Here is a 21,999-nt window from a genome sequence, read left to right as displayed (position 1 = left end):
CGCTATACCCTCTCTAGTGCTTCCTCGAGTTCCAGTACACCCTTCTTGTCCGCTCGATCTTGATTCGCGAGCACTCGTATCGGTTGCTTGCCGACGGAGACGAAGCCAAGATCGAGTCGTTCGGCGGTCTCGCGCAGACCGAGACCGGCGTCGGCATCTCCGGCGATGACCGTGCGGGCGGGACTCTCGTGGGCGCGCAATCCGAGGTCGAATCCCTCGATCGCGTCCTCGAGGACGTGCCGGTCCGTTCCGCGGTCGGCTGCGAGGTCGGCGATCGAAGCGCCGAGACTCGAGCGCAACCCGGAGTCGGTCGTTCGATTGACGAACCGTAGATCGCGATCGACCAGATCGGCGAGCCCCTCGATCTCGTCGGGGTTGCCGGCTCGGACGATCAGGCCCCAGTCGCGCTCCCAGCGACCGAGTTCGACCGCGTCGCCCCCGTGTCCGCCTTCCCGTTCCGATTTGGCGGCTGTTGCCCCTTCGTCGCGCTCCAGCGGCCCCGCTGCAACCGCCACGTCGGGGACCCCGTCCCGGAGCCGCCGCAGCCCGGGCCGGGTACCGACCGAAAGGTAGCGCGGGTTCTCGAGACGGTCGAGCGCTCGGGAGACTGTCGGGTCGTCCTCGCCGACGCCGAACAGGGTCGGCGGTCGAACGTCCGGCGAAAACAGGGTGACGGTGACCGGCTCGCCGTCCTCGAGGTAGTCTGTCTCGGGAGGGACCTCAACGACGCCGTCGGCGTCGGCGAGGCTGGTCGTCGCGCCGCTACCCTTGTCGACGGGGTAGACGAGCGTTTCGCCGTCTGCAGTCTCGACCAACCCGACCGGCATGAGTCGTTGGCGCCCCTCTCCGTAGCGTTCCTGCCGAGCCAGACGCCCGGTGACGGTGGCAGACGCGGGCTCCGGAATGCTGGCAGCGCGACGGATCGCCGGCGCGACGAACGTTCGGAAAACCATCATCGCCGAGACGGGGTAGCCCGGAAGACCGATGTACGCGGAATCGTCCAACCGACCGATTAGCATCGGTTTCCCCGGCTTGACGCTTACGCCGTGAACCAGCAGTTCTCCCTGCTCTTCGATGACGCGGTAGATAACGTCGACCGCACTCGCGCTGGTCGAGCCCGACGAGAGCACGAGTTCGCAGTCGTCGGCCGCGGTCCGAAGAATCCGCTCCATCTCGTCACGGTCGTCTCCGGCGTGCGGGTAGAGGACCGCCTCGCCACCGGCGTCTTCGACGCCTGCGGCGATGGTATAGCTGTTGACGTCGTAAATCTCCCCGCGTTCGCTGTCGAGTTGCTCACCCGGCCGCACGAGTTCGTCACCTGTCGAGACGATGCCGACGCGCGGTCGTGCTCGCACGGGAACTTCGCGGATCCCGAGCGCCGACAGGAGGCCGACATCCCGGGGCGTGATCCGCGTCCCGGGACCGAGTGCGCGCTCGCCGGCCGCGACGTCCGCCCCTGCGAACATGACGTTGTCGCCGGGGGCGACCGAGGTGCGGATCAGAACTACGTCGGCGTCCGCGTTCGCTGCTTCCCGCTCCGCGTTTGCATTCGTTATGTGACCGGTACCCTGGTCTGCGGACGATCCGTCGACGCGGTCCGTGCGCTCGACCGGCACCATCGCGTCGGCCCCGTCGGGCATCACCGCGCCGGTCGAGATTTCGACCGCCTGCCCCTCGTCGAGGGAAACCCCCGGTTTCTGCCCGGCGTGGGCCTCGCCGACGACCTCGAGTCGAGCGGGGTCTGCCTCGTCCGCGCCGAAGGTGTCCCTCGCTCGAAGAGCGTAGCCGTCGAGGCTCGCCCGATCGAACCCCGGGACGTCGAGTTCGGCATCGAGTCGCGCTACGAGTACCCGGCCGCGCGCGTCTTCGAGCGGGACGCGTTCGATCCCGGCCTCGAGCGAGAGCGATTCGATCGCCTCGTTGGCTTCGTCGGGTGAGGCGAGATCACGGAATTCCTTGCGGTTCATACCCGCCTTTCGATCGCCGAGAGTAAAAACGTCGGTCGACCGCGACGTGGGGGACCGCGTGGGGCGGAGAACGCGACGTGGGGGGACCGCGTGGGGCGGAGAATGCGACGTGGGGGGACCGCGTGGGGCGGAGAACGCGATGTGCGGGGACTGCGGTGGACGGGAATGCGATGGACAGTGGAACGCTCGGCGTCGATGTTCGAACTGAACGTGGAGGCGGCATCCGAAGGGCGATGTCGCCGGCGGAACGTGCGACCTCGCCCCAGGTTCCAGCGGTTTATCAAGCGTTTTATCGTCCGATCGCGAACCGCCCGTCGTGTCTTTTGGACCGAGGGACGTCCCGAACCCCTTCCGGTGGCTCCTGCTGGCGGTGGGCTATCTGCTCGCTCGAGCAGGCGTAATCGATCTGCGACGCGTCGAGCGGACGACGGACCTCGCCTGGCCTCGGATCGTTACGGGGATCGCTCGGATGTCGAAGTCCGCAGCGGACGTCGCCATGGTCGGGATCGCGCTCGGACCGGCGGCTATCGCCGGCGTCGGACTCGCGACCCCGTACTGGGGGCTCGCGTTCGCGGTCGGCGGGGGAATCGCCGGCGCGACCATCGGTCTGGTCTCACAGCGATACAGCGGCGGGACGGCGACGGGACTCTCGCTGGCGGTCAAAACGAGCGGCCTCATCGTGGTCGCGATTCTGCTCCCGCTCGCGGCCCTCTACGTGGTCGGGTCCGAGCACCTGATCGCGCTCATCGGCGACGACGTCGCCGCGGTCGCCTTCGGCGCGGAGTACCTCAGAACCGTCGCCGTGGGGGTGCCGTTCGCCGGGCTCAACCTCGTGGCCAGTCGGACGCTCGTCGGCGCCGACGACGCGTGGACGCCGATGATACTGCGGTCGGCCGGTGCGATCGTCAACGTGGGACTCAACGGAGTGTTGATATTCGTTCTGGAACTGGGCGTCGTCGGCGCGGCGATCGGAACGGTCGTCGCGAACGTCGTCGTCCTTTCGGCGTTCGGGATCGGCTTCACCCGCGGCCGGCTACCGCTGGTCGGCGACTTTCCCGTCACGATCGATATCACGAGACCGCACGCGCCGCTCAGCGAAATCCGAACCGTCCTCGGCATCGGAACGCCGCTGGTATTTACGAACGTCGCGCGGCGGGGCGCCCAGTTCCCGATGCTCGCGATCGTCGCGCTCTTCGGACCGAACGTCCTCGCCGCCTACGTCATCGCCCGTCGCGCCCGGGACCTGATGGATACGCCCGGCTGGGGCTTCTCGCTCGCATCCAGCAGTCTGGTCGGCCAGGAACTGGGTACCGGGGACGAAGGGGACGCTGACGCCTACGGGCGCGAAGTCCTCTGGTTCGGGACCGCCGTCTACCTCGTCAGCGGGGCCATCGTCTTCGTGTTCGCCGAACCGATCGGTCGCCTATTCGTAGACGACCCGTCGGTCCTGCCGCTCGTGACCACGTTCATCGCCGTCGCCTGCGTCAGCGTCGTCTTTCGCGGTGTGAGCAGTGGTGCGACCGGCCCCCTCCGCGCCAGCGGCGATACTCGATGGCCGTTTTACGGCCAGCTGCTCGGTCTGTATGGATTTGCGCTCCCCGTCGCACTCGTCGGTGCGATTTCGGTCCCCCTTCCGTACGTCGAATCCGTGACGCCGCTCGGAATCGGCGCGCTCTACGCCGCGTTGATCCTCGAGACACTCGTTCCCGCCATCGTCACCTACTACCGGTTTACGACCGGCCACTGGAAGGTCATCAGCCGAGCGTATCGCCCCGAACCGTCGCCGGACGATTAGGTCAGTCGCTCCCGCTACGCTCGAGTCCGGTTCTGATCGTGACCGTAACCACGTTTTCGTGCCGTGCGGAACGGTTACAATCCTGCCACCAGTGTGATGAAACATGTCACGGCTTGCCAGTTCAGACCGCGAGCGCATCGCCGACCTCTTCGACCGCCACCTCGCGGTCGGACTCCACCACGGCGCACAGCTGTCAGTTTACGTCGACGGTGACCAGGTGATCGACCTCGCGGGCGGCGCCACGGGTCCGGATGGTGAAGCCGAAACCAGTGAAACGCGCCACGTTCTCTTCTCGAGTACGAAACCCTACGCGGCGGTGACCCTCCACTCCCTCGTCGAGGAGGGTGAACTCGACTACGACGATCGGGTGATCGACCACTGGCCAACGTTCGCCGACGCGGGCTCGGAAAAAGCCGAGATAACCGTCCGTCAGATCCTCAGCCACACTGCGGGACTAACGCAGGGCGAAATCGACGAACGTCCCGACCTCTGGGGCGACTGGGATGCAGTCGTCGAGAAACTCGAGGAGATGGAACCCGTCTACTCGCCGGGCGAGCAACCCGCGTACCACCCGCTCACGTTCGGCTGGTTGGTCGGCGAAATCGTCCGTCGCATTTCCGGAACGCCGATCGAGCACGCTGCGGCCGAGCGCGTCTTCGATCCGCTCGGGATGGACGACACCGGAATCGGCCTTCGAGACGACGAGGACGACGACGTGGCGACGCTCGTTGCGTTCGAGGAGTTCGATCGGTGTCGCGACCCCGGCGAGGGTCTCGGCGACCACACCGAAGTCGCGGCTCCGTTCAATTCCGAGGCGGTCCATCGCGCCGTAATTCCCGCCGCTAACGGTATCGGCACCGCGGGAGACATGGCTCGGTTCTACGCGTGTCTCGCGAACGGCGGTGAACTCGAAGGGACGCGAATCCTCGACCCGGAAACCGTCGACCGGATGACGCGTCTCGAGGCCGAGACGGAAGCGGACGGTACCATCGGCCGGGAAGGACGGTTCGCGCTCGGCTTCTGGAAAGGCGGGACGACGGTCGCACCGTACGGGTCCCTCTCCCCCGAACACGTGTTCGGCCACGCCGGTCTCGGGAGCAGCGTCGGCTGGGCCGATCCCGAGGAGAACGTCGGCTTTTCGTACGTAACGAACGGCGTTCGCGACGGCTCGTACGAACACGTCACTCGCGTGAATGCGCTAGCGGATGCGGTCCGGCAGGCGCTTCGCTAAGCTGGCCGACGGTTCGATTGCCGTCTGATGTGCCGCCGACGGCTCGATTGCCGTCTGATGTGCCGCCGACGGCTCGATTACCGTTCTGATGAGCCGGACGACTGTCTCGTCCGTCGTCGGGTTCTCCGACCGACACGTGATACGTCGTCGGCTCCAACCCCGCCTATGGAAGCTGTCGGGGTGGTCGTTCCTGGAACGGAAGACCTTGGCGCGTCCGCATTGCGGTTCGTTCGACTATACGGCCCGCTTGCGCTCCTGCTCTTTACCTTCCTCGAGACGTCGATGCTCTTTCCGTTCTTCCCGAGCGAGGTCGTCGTTCCGGGCGCCGCAGCGCTGTTGATCACGGATCCGCTCTCGTTTCTCGTCTTCGTCGGGGCGGCGGCCATCGGAGGTACCGTCGGCGCGTTCGTCCCCTTTTATGCGTTTCGCGGCCCCGGATCTCGCGGGCTCGGGAGGCTTCGAGATCGGATTGACGTCTCGGAGGAGATGGTCGAACGCGGCCGTCGGTGGTTTCATCGCTGGGGTGCTTCCTCGGTCTTGTGGGGTCGATTCCTACCGGCGCTGCGTTCGGTCGTCTCGATTCCGGCCGGACTCGCCGGAATGACCCAGGTTCGGTTCGGCGTCTACACGGCGGTCGGCACTATTCTGTTTTACACGGCTGTTGGCGCGATCGTCTACTTCGGCCGACAGCACTCTCTCTTTGCGGCTCTCGGGTCTGCCGCCGCCGATCGGCTCGGCATCGTCGCGGCGAGCGCACTCGTCGGGCTCGCCGTCAGCCTCTGGCTTGCGTTCCGGCATCGATGGCGAGATGCCGGCGATCCCTCCCAGTTCAACCGCTGATGCAGCTCTTCAGCCGTTGTACTCCCAGTTTTCCACTTCGACTATCTCGCCAGCTGGAACCCCTTCGCGATCGTCGCTGACGACGACCCAGCCGTCAGCCAAGGCGACGCTCGAGAGGATGCCCGACCCGCTCGTCCGCGTCGGGACCGCCGCGTATTTCGGCTCGTCACGTTCGCTCCCTTCGCCCGCCGGGTCGCGCTTCTCGAGTCGGACTCGAGCGAACGTTCGGGTCCCGGGCCCGCTCGGTATCTTGCGTTCGAGGACGGCCCGCGTGGTCGGGTGTGGGTCCGGGATCGTTCCCTCGAGCCAGCGCAGGGTCGGCCGGAGGAACTGGACGGCGTTGACGATGCAGGCGACGGGGTAGCCCGGCAGCGCGAGCACGGGTGTATCCTGTACGATACCGAGGCAGACTGGGTGGCCAGGCTTGAGCCCGACGCCGTGGACGAGTACCTCGCCTATATCGTCGATCACTTCGGGCAGCAGGTCGCGTTCGCCGACCGAGGAGCCGCCGGTCGTAACGATTACGTCCTTCGTCAGGTCTCGCTGGATGGCGACCCGGAGCGATTCGGGATCGTCGGTGACGACGTCGCGGTAGGTTACTCGAGCACCCCAGCGCTGGACCAGCCGCGAGACCGTGAGCCCGTTGGTTTCGATCACCTCGCCGGGGCCGGGGTCGCCCGCGACGAGTTCCTCGCCGGTCGGAATCACTCCCACCGTCGGTTGCCGGGCGACCGCGACGCGGCCGTACCCTGCCGATCGAAGGAGCCCCAGATCCGAGGGCCGGAGCCGGTGGCCCGCGTCGTAGAGGTGCTGGTCCACCTCGATATCCTCACCCACGGGGGCGACGTTTTCCCCCTCCGCGACCGCGTCCTCGACCTCGAGTTCGCCGGTCGACTCGCGTTCGGTTACGCGTTCGATCATGACGACGGCGTCGGCACCCTCGGGAAGCGCACTGCCGGTGTGGACCCGCGCGGCCGTTTTGGGATCGATACGATCGGCGGTGGCGTGGTCGCCGTCATCGCTACCCGTATTCCCGTCGGCCGACTCGGCGATCCGCAACACCTCCGGCGACCGATCGCTGGCCCCGAACGTGTCCGCGGCCCGAACGGCGTACCCGTCCATCGCCGCCCGCTGGTAGTGGGGAACGTCTCGAGCCGCCGCGACGGGTGCGGCGAGGACCCGGCCGTCTGCGCGGTCGACGTCGACCGTCTCGGTTCCGGTCTCACACGGCACGTCCGCACCGGCGTCCCCACTGCCCGCAACTGCGTCTTTGAGAATTCGGCGCGCCTCGTCGACCGGCGTCCGAATCTTGAACCCGGCCTCCGTGCGCTCGCGGTCGGCTCCTTCCATATCCTGACTCGGGTCGCCGGACGCCAAAAGCATGGGGGACCTGCTGCTCGAATCGTCGCCTCGTCGCGGAATCGGGCCAAACGGGGTCTCCGCATCGACTGGGTGAGTAGCCGCCACGCGGGGCGCACTGTCGGCCGTCTGCCCTGACGTGGCTGACCGAATCCACTGTGCCAGCGGACATTCGAGCCATCCGGTAATTGAACTGCTCACCCCTCCGCATACCACAGCGCCGAGACGGCGATACAGACCGTAACGAACGACGAGATCAGAAGGACGAATCCGCCCGCTCGTTCGCTGACGTATATCACTGTCAGGGCGAGTCCGAGCAAACCCGACACGAGGACGATGAGGACATCGAGGCGGCGACGAACACCACGATCCATACGACGCGATTCTCGTCTCCGCTCATAAAAGTATGCAGAGCTGAATTCCGGGGGACGAACGAATCGAATTCCAGGGGACGAACGAATCGAATTCCGGGGAACGAACGGTTTGATCTGGCGGTCTCGAGGAGCCAAACGCGTGGACGACGAATCGACCGCGACCGCGGGGTTTTTCGTATCGGCGTTCGAACCTGTGACCATGTCAGCGCTGCGCGACGCGTTGCGGGATCTCTCGGATGACGTCTTCTTCGACTTACTCGAGAGCGAGGACGCCTACTTGCTCGTCCTCGATGTTCCGGGGGTCTCCGCCGAGTCGCTCGACCTAACGATCGAAGACGGTCGGATCTTCATCGACGCTCACCGGGAGAAAGAGCCCGCCGACGACTACCGCTACGTAGAGGAGAATCGCTCGCTCTTTCTCGACATCGAGATGCCGCTGCCCGACGACGCCTCCGACGCGAACGCTGCGGCGACGGTCGATCGGGGCGTCCTCGAGTTGACGCTCCCAAAACGAGGCGCCAGCGGCGAGACGACGATCGACATCGTCGATGAGGACGGCTAACACGGGGTGACCGAGGCTGGCCTCACTCCGCGCATACAAACGGTTCGTCCTCGTCGCCCGGCAGTTTCTGCCGTTGTTGCTCGCCTACGCCCGCGATAGACGCCGGTTCCTCTTCTTCGGTCGCCCTCGACACGTCGATGCCGCCACTCACCGCCATCGGGCCGAGGTATTACTCGAGTCGCTGCTGGCTCTCGGACCGACGTTCATCAAACTCGGCCAGTTGCTGTCAACCCGCCCCGACGTCCTCCCGCCGGCGTACATCGACGTTCTCTCGTCCTTACAGGACGACGTTCCGCCGGCGCCCTGGTCCGAAGCGAAAACCGTCCTCGAGGACGAACTCGGCCCCGTCGACGAGCGGTTCGCGTCGTTCGACACCGATCCGATAAGCGGCGCGAGCCTCGGACAGGTCTATCGGGCGCGCCTCGATCCCGAATGCGAACTCTCGGCGCGAACCGAACAGTCCGGTGAGAGCGGTCTTGACGTCGCTATAAAGGTCCGCAGGCCGAATATCAAGCCCCTCGTCCGGGCCGATCTGCGAGTTATCAAGTGGTCGCTTCCGATCCTGTTGTACTTCGTCGACGACGCCCGCGCATTCTCCCTCGAGAACCTCGCTGAGGAGTTCTCGAAGACGATCCGAGAGGAGATGGACTACGAGCGCGAAGCCGAAATGCTCGCCGAGATCCGGGCCAACTTCGCGGACGACGACCGGTTTGTCGTTCCGGACGTGATCGAAAGCTACTCCGGGCCGCACGTACTGGCGATGGAGTACGTCGCGGGGACGAAGATCAACGACATCGACGAACTCGAGCGCAAGGGGATCGATCGGACGCGGGTCGCGGAAAACCTGGAACAATCGTATTTGCAGATGATCATCGACGACGGCGTCTTTCACGCCGATCCACATCCGGGCAACCTCGCCGTGACCGACGAGGGGCGAATCATCTTCTACGACTTCGGCATGTCGGGGCGGGTCGATCCGTTCGTCCAGGAGAAGATCGTCGATTTCTACGTCGCCGTCGCCAATCAGGACATCGACGGCATCCTCGACGCGCTGATCGAAATCGGGACGCTCAGCCCGGATGCCGATCGCGGCGTGATGGCCGAAGTGATGGAGATCGCTATCCAGGACGCCCGCGGCGAAGACGTCGAACAGTACCGGGTCAACCAGATCGTCGGCCAGATCGAGGACTCGATTTACGTCTTCCCGTTCCGGCTCCCGAAGAACCTCGCACTCGTCCTTCGCGTCGCGACCGTCGTCGAAGGGGTCTGTGTCACGCTCGATCCGGACTTCGATTTCATCTCGACGGCTACCGACTACCTGACCGAACAGGGGTACCGCGAAGAGTCCATTCGGCAGTATCTAGACGAGACGAGCCAGCAACTCCGACGATCGGGCGAGTCGCTGACCCGGATCGCCCCCAAGACCGAGCGGGCGCTCGACCGACTCGATCGCGACGATCTCTTCGTTCGAATCGGCGTCGAGGACTCGGAAAACGTCTTCGACAAACTCGCCAAGCGGCTGGTTTACGGCATGTTGCTTACGATGGCACTGTTCTCGACGGGGGTGCTGTATGCGCTCGAGGCGCCGCGGGGATCGATCGTTGCGGCGGTCTTTGCAGTGCTCTTGACGATCCAGCTCTATCGGTCGTTCCGCGGTCCCAAGTCGATCGGCGCGCGACCGCAGTTCACTCGCCAGAATCTGCGCCAGCGACGGGGCAGGGAGTGACGGCGCGGCGTGACGCGAAAACCCGCCGTCCTCCGAGTCGGGCGGCGAGCTTCTATTTGCGTCGAGGCTGAACGATCAATATGGAGTACGATCTCATCGCCGATCTGCCGCTACTGATCGAGTCGACGTCGACCAAGCGCCACGAACGCGAGACTTCGAGCGAATTCACTCGCGTGACGACGGAATGTTCGCTCACAGGGCCATCATCGGCCGACGACGAGACGGTTACGGGACGCGGCGAGGACGTCACCTACGAAACCGCTGATCACGATGCGCTCGCCGAGACTGGCCTCCCCGATCTGACGGGCGAGTTTACCCTGGACTCGTTTTCGACGCGGCTCGAGAACCTCGATCTCTTTCCGGCCGGCGCGCCCGACCGCGAGGTCTTTCGGAACTACCGTCGGTGGGGCCTCGAGAGCGCTGCACTCGACCTTGCCCTGCGGCAGGCGGAGACGGATCTCGCGGCCGCGCTGGATCGCTCTCTCGAGCCGGTTCGGTTCGTCGCCAGTACTCGCCTCGGTGAGCCGCCGACGACCGATCGGCTCGAAGCGTTGCGCGAGCGGGTGCCGGATATCGCGTTCAAACTCGATCCAACACCCGAGTGGAACGCGGATCTCGTCGCTGCTATCGAAGAATCGGTCGGAACGGACGCGGTCCGGATTCTCGATCTGAAAGGACAGTACGAGGGGACCGACGTCGACGTCCCCGCGGACCCCGAACTGTACGAACTCGTCCTCGAATCGTTCCCAAACGCGGTCGTCGAGGATCCGGCGCTGACCGACGAGACGAGGCCGCTATTCGACGATTCCGACGTTCGCTCTCGGGTTTCCTGGGATGCTCCGATCCACGGCCTCGAGGACGTCGAGGCGCTTCCGTGGGAGCCCGACTGGCTGAACGTGAAACCGTCGCGATTCGGATCGCTCGAGTCGCTGTGCGAGACGATCGCGTACTGCGAAGAACGCGACGTTCGGCTATACGGCGGCGGTCAGTTCGAACTCGGCGTCGGCCGCGGCCAGATCCAGACGCTTGCGTCGATGTGGTATCCCGATTCGCCGAACGACGTTGCACCGCGGGCGTACAACGATCCCGCCGTGGGAGACGGACTGTCGCCGAGCCCGCTCGAACCGCCGACCGAGGCGGTCGGATTCCGGTAGCGATCGGCGGACGATATCGGTGGGCAGCGTCGCTGTTACCGGTCCCACGGCCCCGTAACGGATCGGGAAAAGTGACAGGTGTGCATTTCGACGGCGTCATCACTGGCCAGTAGGCCTTTCAGACGGCGCATTTATCGAAGAAGTCCGGGTTGGACTGGATGGATATGGGCGTCTCCGGTCCAGCCTGGATGTGAGTTTCGTGCCCGGACGGTTTCTGGTTTCGGTAAGACGCGTGAAAATATGTGTGGTTTCGTGGTCGATCGGCGGTGTTTATCAGTCACGTCGTAAATCGATCGTTGGAGCAGTTCCCTTCCCACAGGGAACGCGCTCGAGCGCCCATTCCAAACGGTTTATGCACGTCGGTTGATTACCCCGGGACATGGCGAAACAGCAGACCGAAGTTCGCGATCTCCAGGAAGGAAGCTACGTCATGATCGACGACACGGCGTGTAAGATCAACTCCTACTCGACCGCGAAGCCCGGGAAACACGGCAGCGCAAAGGCCCGCGTCGAGGCCGAAGGCGTCTTCGACGGCAAGAAGCGCTCGCTCTCCCAGCCCGTGGACGCGAAAATCTGGGTCCCGATCATCGAGCGCAAACAGGGCCAGGTCGTCTCCGTCGACGGCGACGACATGCAGGTCATGGACCTCGAGACCTACGAGACGATCACGATGCGTATTCCCGAGGACGCGGACGTCTCCCCCGACGAGAATATTGAATATCTCGAGATGGAAAATCAGCGAAAGATTATCTGATGTTTCCCGGGGCGACCGACGAACGCGAGGTGACCGATGCGACGGACGACGCCATCCGTGGCAGTCACACCGACACGGGAGGGCAGGAGTCGGACCGTGACGGCGCGAACTTCGTGGTCGTCGGTGCGCCCCTGGACGCCACGACGACCTTTCATCCTGGGACCCGCTTTGGGCCCCAGCGGATCCGTTCTTTTGCAGCGCCGTTCGACGATTATGACCACCGGTCGGACCGACACTTTTCCGACCTCGGTGTCGTCGACCGCGGCGACGTTCGAGCGTGGGACGACGTCGCGGAGTACCTCGAGTATCTGACGAGCACCCTTCGCGAGGTCGTCTGGAACGATGGCATTCCCCTGTTGCTTGGGGGCGAACACACTGTCTCCCTTGCGGGTGTCCGAGCGGTCGAACCCGAGGTGTTCGTCTGTCTGGACGCCCACCTCGACTGTTACGACGTCTACGACGGCAACCCGCTGTCACACGCCGCCGTCACCCGACGGATCGTCGAGGACGTCGATTCGATCGAGGAGGCGATCTTGCTCGGCGTGCGAACCGGGAGCGAAGCCGAGTGGGAGCGAGCCGCTGCGGACGACGTAACCGTCGTCCCGCCCGAGGACGTCGCGGAGTGGTCACACGACGGGCAATTCGCGGATCGCGACGTCTACCTGAGCGTCGACATCGACGCCGTCGATCCCGGCTACGCGCCCGGAACCGGGACGATGGAACCGTTCGGACTCGAGCCCCGCGACATCCGTGACGTCGTGCACGCAGTCGCCCCACACGCCGACGGCTTCGACGTGGTCGAAGTGAACGACCGCGACGACGGGCAGGCCGCTGCACTGGCCGCGAAACTGGTTCGGGAGTTCGTCTTTTCGCACGTCGACGGGTGAGCCGACGTACTCGTCGCCGTGATCATCGGTCCACGTCGAGTGTACGTGTGACGACGTTTCGGAATCACGTTACCGCTGACCGCTGTGCTGGGCGGACTCGAGCGAGCGTACAGCCTTATTTCGCTCCGAACGAACTGACGGATATGATCGAGGCGACGCTTTGCTTCCCGCTCCGTGACGACGATAGCGAGGGTGCCGCCACGGACGGCGACACGTTACGCGAGGTACTCCTTATCGAGAAACGCCGCGGTCTGGGCGAGGGGTGGTACAACGGGCCTGGCGGCAAGTGCGAACCCGGGGAGGGCCCACGGAAGTGTGCCATCCGCGAGACGCGCGAAGAGGTCGGTCTCGAGGTACGGGACCTCGAGAAGGCGGGCGAACTCCGGTTTTTGCTCGACGGCGAAGACCACACGTTCTGTCACGTCTACCGAACTCGCTCGTTCGGCGGCGAGCCCACATCCTCCGATGAGGCGCATCCGGAGTGGGTCCCCGTCGACGAGGTGCCCTACGATCAGATGTGGGAGGACGACCGGCTCTGGCTGCCCGGCGTCCTCGAGGGACGATCTGTCACTGCGGAGTTACGGTTCGAGGGCGGCGAGCCGCTGGACGAAGCCGCGTTCGTCGACTCCGACCTCGAGTGGGGCGTCTCGTTTGACGGAGCGAGGGGGCAGTAACGTCTCGAAACAGTTCCCTGCGTCTCGCCGAGGAAATCGAATTTCTCGAGAATCCTCGCGTACTGATTCGGCGCACAGTACCGCCTTTGCATTGTATACAAGCGTTGCGGACGTATACTTGATTACTCGAAGTAGATTCCCCACACTCTCATGGCTGCAGAACGACCTTCCCGGAACTCTTCCGGTCCTCGATGTACTGGTGGGCCTCGGCGGCGTCTTCGAGCGCGAACGACTTGCCGAGGATAACTTCGAGGTCACCGCTTGCGAGTCCTTCCGTGAGATCGGGCACGGCCTGCATTACTCGTCCCGGATCGTGCGTGGCGGCCTGCCCGAGGTGGAAGCCTTTGACGGTCTTGTTTTCGAAGAGCAGGCGCTGATTACTGACCTCCGCGGGGACGCCGCTTGCGACGCCGTACGTGACCATGCGTCCGAAGTGTGCCATCGCATCGAGGCTGCGCTCGAAGACGTCGTCGCCAACGCTCTCGAGGACGAGGTCGACTCCATCGCCATTGGTCTCATCGTCGATGACCTCGCGGAAATCCGTCTCCGTATAGTTGATCGGGTGGTCACAGCCGAGGTCCGATGCGAGGTCCAACTTCTCTTGCGTGCTTGCGGTCCCGAAGACCTCCGCGCCGGCGTTCGACGCTAACTGGACGGCTGCCGTTCCGACGCCACCGGCTGCAGCCTGGATCAGTACCGATTCGCCCTCCTCGAGTCCACCCCACTCGAAGAGGCAGGCGTGGGCAGTGAGAAACTGGACCGGGAAGCCGGCGGCCGCCTCGAGGCTCATCTCGTCCGGAACCGGAAAGAGCATTCCGGCGTCGGCAGTGGCGTATTCCGCGTACCCGCCGGTGTCGAGCATCGTGACGACGCGGTCGCCAACCTCGAGGTCGTCGACCCCCTCGCCGACCGCGTTGACCGTCCCTGCGGCTTCCATGCCGGGGACGTACGGTGGCTCTGGTCCGCCGGGGTAGTGGCCGCGTCGCTGCATGATGTCCGCGAAATTGATCCCCGCCGCTTCGATGTCGATTCGAACCTCACCCGCGTCCGGTTCTGGCATCTGTACGTCGACGACCGAGAGTTCGTCGCTGTCACCGTATGCGTCGACTTCGATTGCTTTCATTCCGTTCGTTCGTACGCCAGTCGATCGCATAAAACTGCGAGAACCGGATGAAACTGGCCGTTCGTTTACCGTTCACAGCGAAGGCGAACACATCCCACCAATGGTTAAGTACAGTACGAGTGAATATGAAACAATGCATTTCCTCACGCGAAACCGACGCTTCCGATCGACGCCGGAGGCCGTATGAACGACCGTCGTAACCCAAACTCAGTGCCGCCGTCGGGTTGTTCATGCTTTTCGTCGGCAGTGTCACCCTCGTTCTGCTCGGTATCGATGTGATGGAGGAACGGGTTCTTCTTGGGCAATCGGTGTTGATCGGGTTGGGCGGTGCCTTCCACATCGTGGCAGCGACCGAGACGAGACTGACCGACCGCCTTGCATGGTACCGCTGGACCGGTGCCGGGGACGTCCTGATCGGCTGCTCGCTACCGATCGGACTCAGCGGGAGTGATAGTCCCATCTATGTTCTCCTGGTGGGCGTCGGCGGACTCTCGCTGGCGGGGATGGGATTCGACATGCTCGCGTTTCACGGGAGATACACCCGTGGGGAACGACTCGACTGCGACGGCGGCTGATCGACGGACGGACCCGACGCCGTGCCCCGGTTCGGCCTCGTGAGACGTCCCACGTCGGCGTCCGGCCTTCGCATGGTTTAAGCCCGCGCTGCCTGAGAGTCGAATTAATGAGCGACGAGAGTCAGGAACTCGGAATCACCGAGTCGAAATCGCACAAACCCGGCGAATGGTACGCCGAGGTCGTCCAGAAGGCCGATCTCGCCGATTACGCCCCCATGGGCGGGTTCATCGTCACGAAGCCCCGCGGATACGCGCTCTGGGAAGGAATCCAGAACGCACTCGACGGCTGGTTCAAGGAAACCGGCGTCGATAACGTCTACTTCCCGATGTTCATCCCGGAGAGCTTCCTCGAGCGGGAAAAAGACATCGTCGAGGGATTCGATCCCGAAGTCGCGTGGGTGACGCAGGGCGGCCACGAAGAACTCGAGGAACGCCTCGCGGTCAGACCGACGAGCGAATCCATCATCGCGCCGTTCATGGCCGACTGGACCCGCAGTCACCGCGATCTGCCGCTTCGCCTCAACCAGTGGTGTTCGGTCGTCCGCTGGGAGGCGACGGAGACGAAGCCGTTCTTCCGCACGAAGGAGTTCATGTGGCAGGAGGGCCACACTGCCCACGCCAGCAACGAGGGCGCGTGGGAGGAGGTTTGGACTCGGCTCGGCCAGTACGAGCGCGTGTACGAGGACGTCCTGGCGATTCCGGTATTGCGCGGCAAGAAACCCGAACACGACAAGTTCCCTGGTGCAGACACGACGACGACCGTCGAGGCGCTCATGCCCGACGGGAAGTCCGTCCAGGGGGCGACCAGCCACAACCTCGGTCAGAGCTTCGCCGAGGCGTTCGACATCACTTTCGTCGCCGAGGACGAAGAGGAGCAGACGGCCTACACCACTTCCTGGGGACTCTCCTGGCGAGCGATCGGGGCGCTCATCATGACCCACTCCGACGACCAGGGGCTGGTCCTCCCGCCGACGATCGCACCGACGCAGGTCGTCATCGTCCCTATCTGGCAGGAGGACACGAAAGACGACGTGCTCGAGTACTCGCGAGCGATCGCTGACGACCTCGAAGCGGCTGGGTTCCGCGTCGAACTCGACGATCGCGACGAGCGCAATCCCGGCTTCAAGTTCAACGAACACGAACTCAACGGCGTCCCGCTTCGACTCGAGATCGGACCTCACGAGGTCGACGACGAGGAAGTCACGGCCGTCCACAGACCGGACAACGAAGATACCGTCGAAGATCGGGACGACGTCGTCGATGCGGTCGACGAGCATCTGGACGAAATATACGACAAACTCTACGAAGCGGCCGAGGAAAATGTCGAAGAGAACGTCCGCGAAGCCCACAGCCCCGAAGACATCCTCGGAACGATCGGCAAACACGGTGGCTACGTAAAGACTCCATGGTGCGGCGATGAGGCCTGCGAGGAGGTGATCAAGGAGAAGATCGCCGCGGAGATAGTTCTCCAGCCCCTGACCGACGAGGGCGGAAAGTCGGGGGGCGAAGTCGTCGAACCGGAATCGGATGAGTGTGGCGTCTGCGGAGACTCCGCCGACGAAATCGCATATTTCGCGAAATCGTATTAGCGGTTGCAGTACCCACAGCGAAGGCTATTTCAACTCACTACGAGGAACGCGGAAATAGTGGGTGAATGCCATTACCTGTCGCCTCACCGGGCCCGCTCGAGTTGCGGTGGCTTCGCGACGTGTTCGCCCTCACTGCTGAACCAGACGCGTCTATTTTAGCGAGACGGGAACGGAAAAAACCGGCATCCGGCCATAGCTACCTAACTGTTTAACCAGAGGTTGCTTACACGGGGAAGCGCAACTACAGGCTCGTAGTGTTCACTTTGGTGGGTGGACACTGCGTGCTTCTGACATTTGTCCGCTACCGGGAAGTTTTCTTCCACGGTAGCGGAAATTCGATGGTTCGTTCATTCCGCGACCGGGGTGTCGCTTGCTCCCTCGAGAGCCATCTCGGGACCGGCTCCGGCGACAGAAACTAAGGTGTGTCTCTACACCTTATATCCGTATGTATGTGTTTATAATACACTCAGTCATTATGGGTTAGCCTCTTATATCCGTTCCAGCTAGGGCTGCGTATGTCACAGTCACACGTATCGCCTCCCGCTGAGCGTTCGCAGGGGCTCGCCGACCCGACGGACGCCCGATCAAACTGCGGCGTCGGCGTCGTCATGGACCTCGACGGAAACGGCGGTCACGACGTCGTCGAAGACGGCCTCGACCTACTTAGCAATCTCGAACACCGCGGAACGACCGGTGCGGAAAAAGACACCGGCGACGGGGCCGGTATCATGCTCCAGACGCCCGATTCGTTTTTCCAGGACGTTCTCGAAGCTGATCTTCCGGATACCTACGCCGTCGGCTCGCTCTTTTTCCCCCAGGACTCCGCGGCACGCGACGACCTCGTCTCGCTCGTCGAGGAAACGTTCGACACCTACGGTCTAGCCGCTCTCGAGTGGCGTAACGTTCCGACCAACAACGAGGACCTCGGGCAGACGGCCGTCGACTCGGAACCAGACGTCTGGCAGGTCGCTGTCGCACCCGAAGACGACATCTCCGGCGACGATTTCGACCGTCGACTCTACGTCGCCCGTCGTGCGCTCGAGAACACCGTCGAGCAACGCGCTCACCGAGATTCCGATAGCGACGCCAGCGGAGACGCCGCCGAGGGGATCGACCCCGACAGCGCCAATCGCTTCTACGTCTGCTCGCTCGACTCGAAAACGATCGTCTACAAGGGCTTGCTCAAGGGCGTGCAGGTCCCCGCGTACTACCCCGACCTGACCGACGAACGGATGGAATCGACGTTCGCGATGGTTCACGAGCGGTTCTCGACGAACACGCTCGGTGCCTGGCACCTCGCTCATCCCTACCGAAACATCATCCACAACGGCGAGTTCAACACCATCCAGGGCAACATCAACTGGATGCGCGCCCGCGAAACCGACATCGAGAGCGACGTTCTCGACGACCTCGAGGCGGTCAAGCCGATCATTGACGACCCCGACCAGTCCGACACCGCAAGCGTCGATAACGCCCTCGAGTTGCTCATGCAAGACGGGCGCGACCTCGAACACGCCCTGCGGATGCTCGTTCCCGAGGCCTGGCGTGGCGACGACGCGATGGACCCCGATCGGAAGGACTGGTACGATTTCCACGCGTCGCTCGTCGAGCCGTGGGACGGTCCCGCACTGGTCGCGGCGACCGACGGCGAACGGGTCGGCGCCGTCCTCGATCGCAACGGATTGCGACCGTGCAGATACGACGTGACGACGGATAATCGACTGATCATGGCCAGCGAGGCCGGCGCGCTCGAGACCGAGCCCGAAAACATCGAGGAGCGTGGCCGCCTCCAGCCGGGTCAGCTGTTTCTCGCTGATCCCGCCGAGGGCCGCGTCATTCCCGACGAGGAGGTCTTCGAGGACCTGACCGACGACCGATACGGCGAGTGGGTCGCCCGGGAGCAGGTTCACCTCGATGACATCCGGACCACGACCGACCCGACGCCCCGGGAAGAACTCTCGAGCCTGCGTGCGCACCAGGCGACCTTCGGCTACACGCACGACGAACTCGAGAACATGATCGAACCGATGACCCAGAAGGGCAAAGACCCCGTCGGATCGATGGGCGACGACACGCCGCTGTCGGTGCTGACGGAGTTCAATCGGCCGCTCTTCTCGTACTTCAAGCAGCTGTTCGCGCAGGTCACCAATCCACCGCTCGATTACATCCGCGAGGAACTCGTCACCTCGATGGAGAGCCGACTCGGCTTCCAGCGCAATCTGCTCGACGAATCGTCCGAACACGCCCGACAGCTCGTCCTCGATTCGCCCGTCCTGACTGACGCCGAACTCGAGTCCATTCGCGACTGTTCGGCCAACGGAATCACCGCGGCGACGATCGATCTCACCTACGAATCCACGAGCGAGGATCTCGGGTGCGACCTCGAGTCGGCGATCGAACGCGTCCGAGCGGACGCCGTCGACGCGATCGAGGCGGGCTACGACGTCATCGTCCTCTCGGACCGCGGCATCGACGAAGATCGGGTCGCGATTCCGAGCCTGCTGGCGACCGGTGCCGTCCACCACCATCTCGTGCGCAACGGATTGCGCAATCACGTCGGCCTCGTGGTTGAGTCGGCCGACCCGCGGACAGTCCACCACTTCGCGACGCTGGTCGGCTACGGCGCGGGCGCGGTCAACCCGTACCTGGCCTTCCAGACGATCGACGACATCACCGCCGGCCCCGACGGCGCAGACACGGGAGTCGCCATCGACGCCTACGTCGGCGCGGTCGAGGACGGGCTCCTGAAGATCATGGCTAAAATGGGAATCTCGACGGTCGAGAGCTACCAGGGTGCCCAGATCTTCGAGGCCGTCGGCCTCGACTCCGACCTCGTCGAGGAATACTTCGAGGGCACCGAGAACCGTACGGGCGGGATCGGCCTCGCCGAAATCGAAGAAGACCTCCGCGAGCGCCACGAGACCGGCTTCGGTAGCCCCGACGGCGACGAACCCGATCTCGACCGACACGGCGAGTTCGAACACCGATCCGACGGGATCTACCACCAGTGGAACCCCCAGACCGTCGGCGCGCTCCAGCAGGCCGTCCGCTCGAACGACTACGAGCGCTATCAGGAATTCGCCGAACTGATCAACGATCAACAACAGAACCTTCAGACGCTTCGTGGCCTGCTCGAGTTCGACTCCGAACGCGACCCGATCCCGCTCGAGGATGTCGAACCGATCAAGGACATCGTCCAGCGTTTTTCCACCGCGGCGATGTCACTCGGGTCGCTCTCGCCGGAGGCCCACGAGAACAACTCGATCGCGATGAACCGCCTCGGCGGCAAGTCGAACTCGGGCGAAGGCGGCGAGCCGCCGGAGCGGTTCAACACCGAACGCGAGTGCAACGTCAAGCAGGTCGCCTCGGGCCGCTTCGGCGTCACCTCGACGTACCTCTCGAACGCGGACGAACTGCAGATCAAGATGGCACAGGGATCGAAGCCCGGCGAAGGTGGCCATCTCCCGGGTTCGAAGGTCAACGAGATGATCGCCCACGTCCGGAAATCGACCCCCGGCGTGGGACTCATCTCCCCACCGCCGTTGCACGATATCTACTCCATCGAGGACCTCAAACAGCTGATATTCGACCTCAAAGCTGCGAACGAGGACGCCGACATCAACGTCAAGCTCGTCTCCGAGGCCGGCATCGGTACGGTCGCCGCTGGCGTCGCAAAGGCGAACGCCGATGTCGTCCACATCTCGGGCCACTCCGGCGGAACGGGTGCCTCGCCGCGGACCTCGATCAAGAGCGCCGGCCTCCCCTGGGAGCTCGGCCTCGCCGAGGCCAACCAGATGCTCTGTGCGACCGGCCTCCGCGACCGCATCCGCGTCTCCACCGACGGCGGCATGAAGACCGGCCGCGACGTGGCGGTCGCGGCTCTGCTCGGCGCAGAGGAGTACATCTTCGGTACCGCGTCGCTGGTCACCGGCGGTTGCGTGATGGCCCGGCAGTGTCACAAAAACACCTGCCCGGTCGGCGTCGCCACCCAGCGCGAGGACTTGCGCAAACGGTTCCCCGGCGAGCCCGAACACGTCATCAACTACATGACGTTCATCGCGCAGGAACTCCGTGAGATCATGGCCGAACTCGGCTTCCACACCGTCGACGAGATGATCGGCCAGGTCGACGTCCTGGAACAACGCGACGACGTCGACCACCCGAAGGCACGGAACGTCGACCTCTCGGAAGTCCTCGCCGACCCTGGCAGCGACGTTCGCCGAAAGATCCGCGACCAAGACCACGAACTCGAGGACCAACTCGACCGGGACCTCATCGAGGCCGCGGCCGACGCGATCGAAAATCAGGACCCGGTCTCGCTCGAGACGACGGTCTCGAACATCGACCGAACCGTCGGCGCGATGCTCTCGAATCGCATCACCAGCCGCTACGGCGAACCCGGCCTCCCCGAGGACACGATCACCGTGGATCTCGAAGGGACCGCCGGCCAGAGCTTCGGTGCGTTCCTCGCGAGCGGCGTCTCGATGCACCTGAACGGGAGCGCCAACGACTACGTCGGCAAGGGGCTTTCGGGGGGCAAGCTCACGGTTCGGACCCCCAAAACAGCAGCCTACGATCCCACCGAAAACGTCGCGATCGGTAACGTCGCGCTCTACGGTGCGACCGACGGGCAGTTGTACGTAAACGGCGTCGCCGGAGAACGCTTCGCCGTCCGCAACTCCGGTGCGAAAGCCGTCGCGGAAGGCGTCGGCGATCACGGCTGTGAGTACATGACCGGCGGCGTCGTCGCCGTACTGGGCGACACCGGTAAGAACTTCGCCGCCGGGATGTCCGGCGGCGTCGCCTACGTCTACGACCCTGACGACGAGTTCGCGGCGAAAGCCAACACCGGAATGGTGTCCCTCCACGAGGACCTCGAGGAGAAAGACGAGCAGATGCTGCGCCGGCTGGTCGAAAATCACGTGGCGTACACCGGCTCCGAGCGCGGTCAGCGCCTCCTCGAGAACTGGGAGCGCGCCCTCGATGCCTTCGTGAAGGTCATGCCCGACGCCTACCACGAGGCGATCACGGAGCAGGGATCGGACGACGTCCGTAACGAACTCCCCGGCATGCCCGAGGCAGACCTCGAGACTGAATCGGCCAGCTTTGCAGCGAGCGACGACTGAAACGGAGATATTCGGCTGCGATCGTTTTCGACGGACGGCTACTGGACCACCAACGCGGCGGTTGCCATGCCCGGTAACCAGGTTGATGCCTTCGCCCGCCGATCGGCTCGTCGATTGTGAGATTGTAAGGGGGTCGAACACCCTCGATATGGATCGGTGAAATATCTAAGGGGCCGCGCCTTCGGCGGCTTCGGTTGAAGCGAGGGCTCGTACCGGCCCAGGTAACTCGTTCTTCTCTGTTCGGACTCGTCGGTCACCGTCCC

16 protein-coding genes are annotated in these 21,999 nt (G+C 64.2%); 12 read left to right on the top strand and 4 right to left on the bottom strand.

All coding sequences use genetic code 11. The annotated features are described in order from the left end of the window. Positions 1–2 precede the first annotated feature (2 nt). Positions 3–1,967, bottom strand: coding sequence for a molybdopterin biosynthesis protein (locus HYG82_RS32245; RefSeq protein WP_179261150.1), 1,965 nt, complete (start codon positions 1,965–1,967; stop codon positions 3–5). A gap of 316 nt (positions 1,968–2,283) precedes the next feature. Here HYG82_RS32245 and HYG82_RS32240 point away from each other — a divergent pair, with 316 nt between their 5' ends. The 3 genes from HYG82_RS32240 to HYG82_RS32230 all read left to right on the top strand — a co-directional run bounded on the left by HYG82_RS32240 (position 2,284) and on the right by HYG82_RS32230 (position 5,833). Further along, a complete protein-coding gene (locus HYG82_RS32240) occupies positions 2,284–3,762 on the top strand; it encodes an MATE family efflux transporter (protein ID WP_179261149.1) in 1,479 nt (492 codons plus the stop codon). 103 nt (positions 3,763–3,865) lie between these two features. Further along, the gene (locus tag HYG82_RS32235) at positions 3,866–4,993 is read left to right on the top strand and encodes a serine hydrolase domain-containing protein (protein ID WP_179261148.1); all 1,128 of its coding nucleotides are present in this window, start codon (positions 3,866–3,868) and stop codon (positions 4,991–4,993) included. A 165-nt stretch (positions 4,994–5,158) separates the two neighbouring features. After that, positions 5,159–5,833 carry a DedA family protein gene (locus tag HYG82_RS32230; protein WP_179261147.1) on the top strand — a complete coding sequence of 225 codons (675 nt, stop codon included), beginning with the start codon at positions 5,159–5,161 and terminating at the stop codon, positions 5,831–5,833. 9 nt (positions 5,834–5,842) lie between these two features. Here HYG82_RS32230 and HYG82_RS32225 read toward each other — a convergent pair whose 3' ends face one another. Then, positions 5,843–7,183 (bottom strand): molybdopterin molybdotransferase MoeA, encoded by a 1,341-nt coding sequence (locus tag HYG82_RS32225; RefSeq protein WP_179261146.1) that lies wholly within the window; start codon positions 7,181–7,183, stop codon positions 5,843–5,845. A 206-nt stretch (positions 7,184–7,389) separates the two neighbouring features. Beyond that, positions 7,390–7,566 carry a hypothetical protein gene (locus HYG82_RS32220; protein WP_179261145.1) on the bottom strand — a complete coding sequence of 59 codons (177 nt, stop codon included), beginning with the start codon at positions 7,564–7,566 and terminating at the stop codon, positions 7,390–7,392. Positions 7,567–7,765: 199 nt separating this feature from the next. Between HYG82_RS32220 and HYG82_RS32215 the strand changes: the two genes are divergently transcribed. The 6 genes from HYG82_RS32215 to HYG82_RS32190 all read left to right on the top strand — a co-directional run bounded on the left by HYG82_RS32215 (position 7,766) and on the right by HYG82_RS32190 (position 13,323). Continuing rightward, entirely contained in the window at positions 7,766–8,128 is a 363-nt protein-coding gene (locus HYG82_RS32215; protein ID WP_179261144.1) for an Hsp20/alpha crystallin family protein, read from the top strand. Between the two features lie 76 nt (positions 8,129–8,204). Beyond that, the gene (locus HYG82_RS32210; RefSeq protein ID WP_179264472.1) at positions 8,205–9,854 is read left to right on the top strand and encodes an ABC1 kinase family protein; all 1,650 of its coding nucleotides are present in this window, start codon (positions 8,205–8,207) and stop codon (positions 9,852–9,854) included. 80 nt (positions 9,855–9,934) lie between these two features. Beyond that, the gene (locus tag HYG82_RS32205; protein WP_179261143.1) at positions 9,935–11,008 is read left to right on the top strand and encodes an enolase-like domain-containing protein; all 1,074 of its coding nucleotides are present in this window, start codon (positions 9,935–9,937) and stop codon (positions 11,006–11,008) included. A 379-nt stretch (positions 11,009–11,387) separates the two neighbouring features. Further along, positions 11,388–11,762 carry a translation initiation factor IF-5A gene (locus HYG82_RS32200; protein WP_179261142.1) on the top strand — a complete coding sequence of 125 codons (375 nt, stop codon included), beginning with the start codon at positions 11,388–11,390 and terminating at the stop codon, positions 11,760–11,762. After that, a complete protein-coding gene (gene speB, locus HYG82_RS32195; RefSeq protein ID WP_179261141.1) occupies positions 11,762–12,649 on the top strand; it encodes an agmatinase in 888 nt (295 codons plus the stop codon). The genes HYG82_RS32200 and speB overlap by 1 nt, the downstream gene beginning before the upstream one ends. 143 nt (positions 12,650–12,792) lie before the next feature. Beyond that, positions 12,793–13,323, top strand: a complete 531-nt coding sequence (locus HYG82_RS32190; protein WP_179261140.1) for an 8-oxo-dGTP diphosphatase — start codon at positions 12,793–12,795, stop codon at positions 13,321–13,323. 148 nt (positions 13,324–13,471) lie between these two features. On the opposite strand, the gene HYG82_RS32185 is transcribed toward HYG82_RS32190, so the two are convergent. After that, positions 13,472–14,446 carry a quinone oxidoreductase family protein gene (locus tag HYG82_RS32185; RefSeq protein ID WP_179261139.1) on the bottom strand — a complete coding sequence of 325 codons (975 nt, stop codon included), beginning with the start codon at positions 14,444–14,446 and terminating at the stop codon, positions 13,472–13,474. Positions 14,447–14,676: 230 nt separating this feature from the next. On the opposite strand from HYG82_RS32185, the gene HYG82_RS32180 reads away from it, so the two are divergent. The 3 genes from HYG82_RS32180 to gltB all read left to right on the top strand — a co-directional run bounded on the left by HYG82_RS32180 (position 14,677) and on the right by gltB (position 21,736). Next, on the top strand, positions 14,677–15,021 hold the full coding sequence (locus HYG82_RS32180; RefSeq protein ID WP_179261138.1) for a DUF7994 family protein: 345 nt from the start codon (positions 14,677–14,679) through the stop codon (positions 15,019–15,021). Between the two features lie 107 nt (positions 15,022–15,128). Beyond that, positions 15,129–16,610 carry a proline--tRNA ligase gene (proS, locus tag HYG82_RS32175; protein ID WP_179261137.1) on the top strand — a complete coding sequence of 494 codons (1,482 nt, stop codon included), beginning with the start codon at positions 15,129–15,131 and terminating at the stop codon, positions 16,608–16,610. A gap of 515 nt (positions 16,611–17,125) precedes the next feature. Beyond that, positions 17,126–21,736, top strand: a complete 4,611-nt coding sequence (gltB, locus tag HYG82_RS32170; protein WP_179261136.1) for a glutamate synthase large subunit — start codon at positions 17,126–17,128, stop codon at positions 21,734–21,736. The last annotated feature ends 263 nt before the right edge of the window (positions 21,737–21,999 follow it).

The organism is Natrinema halophilum, assembly GCF_013402815.2.
Lineage (GTDB): Archaea > Halobacteriota > Halobacteria > Halobacteriales > Natrialbaceae > Natrinema > Natrinema halophilum.
This window is presented reverse-complemented; position numbering and strand designations above follow the sequence as displayed.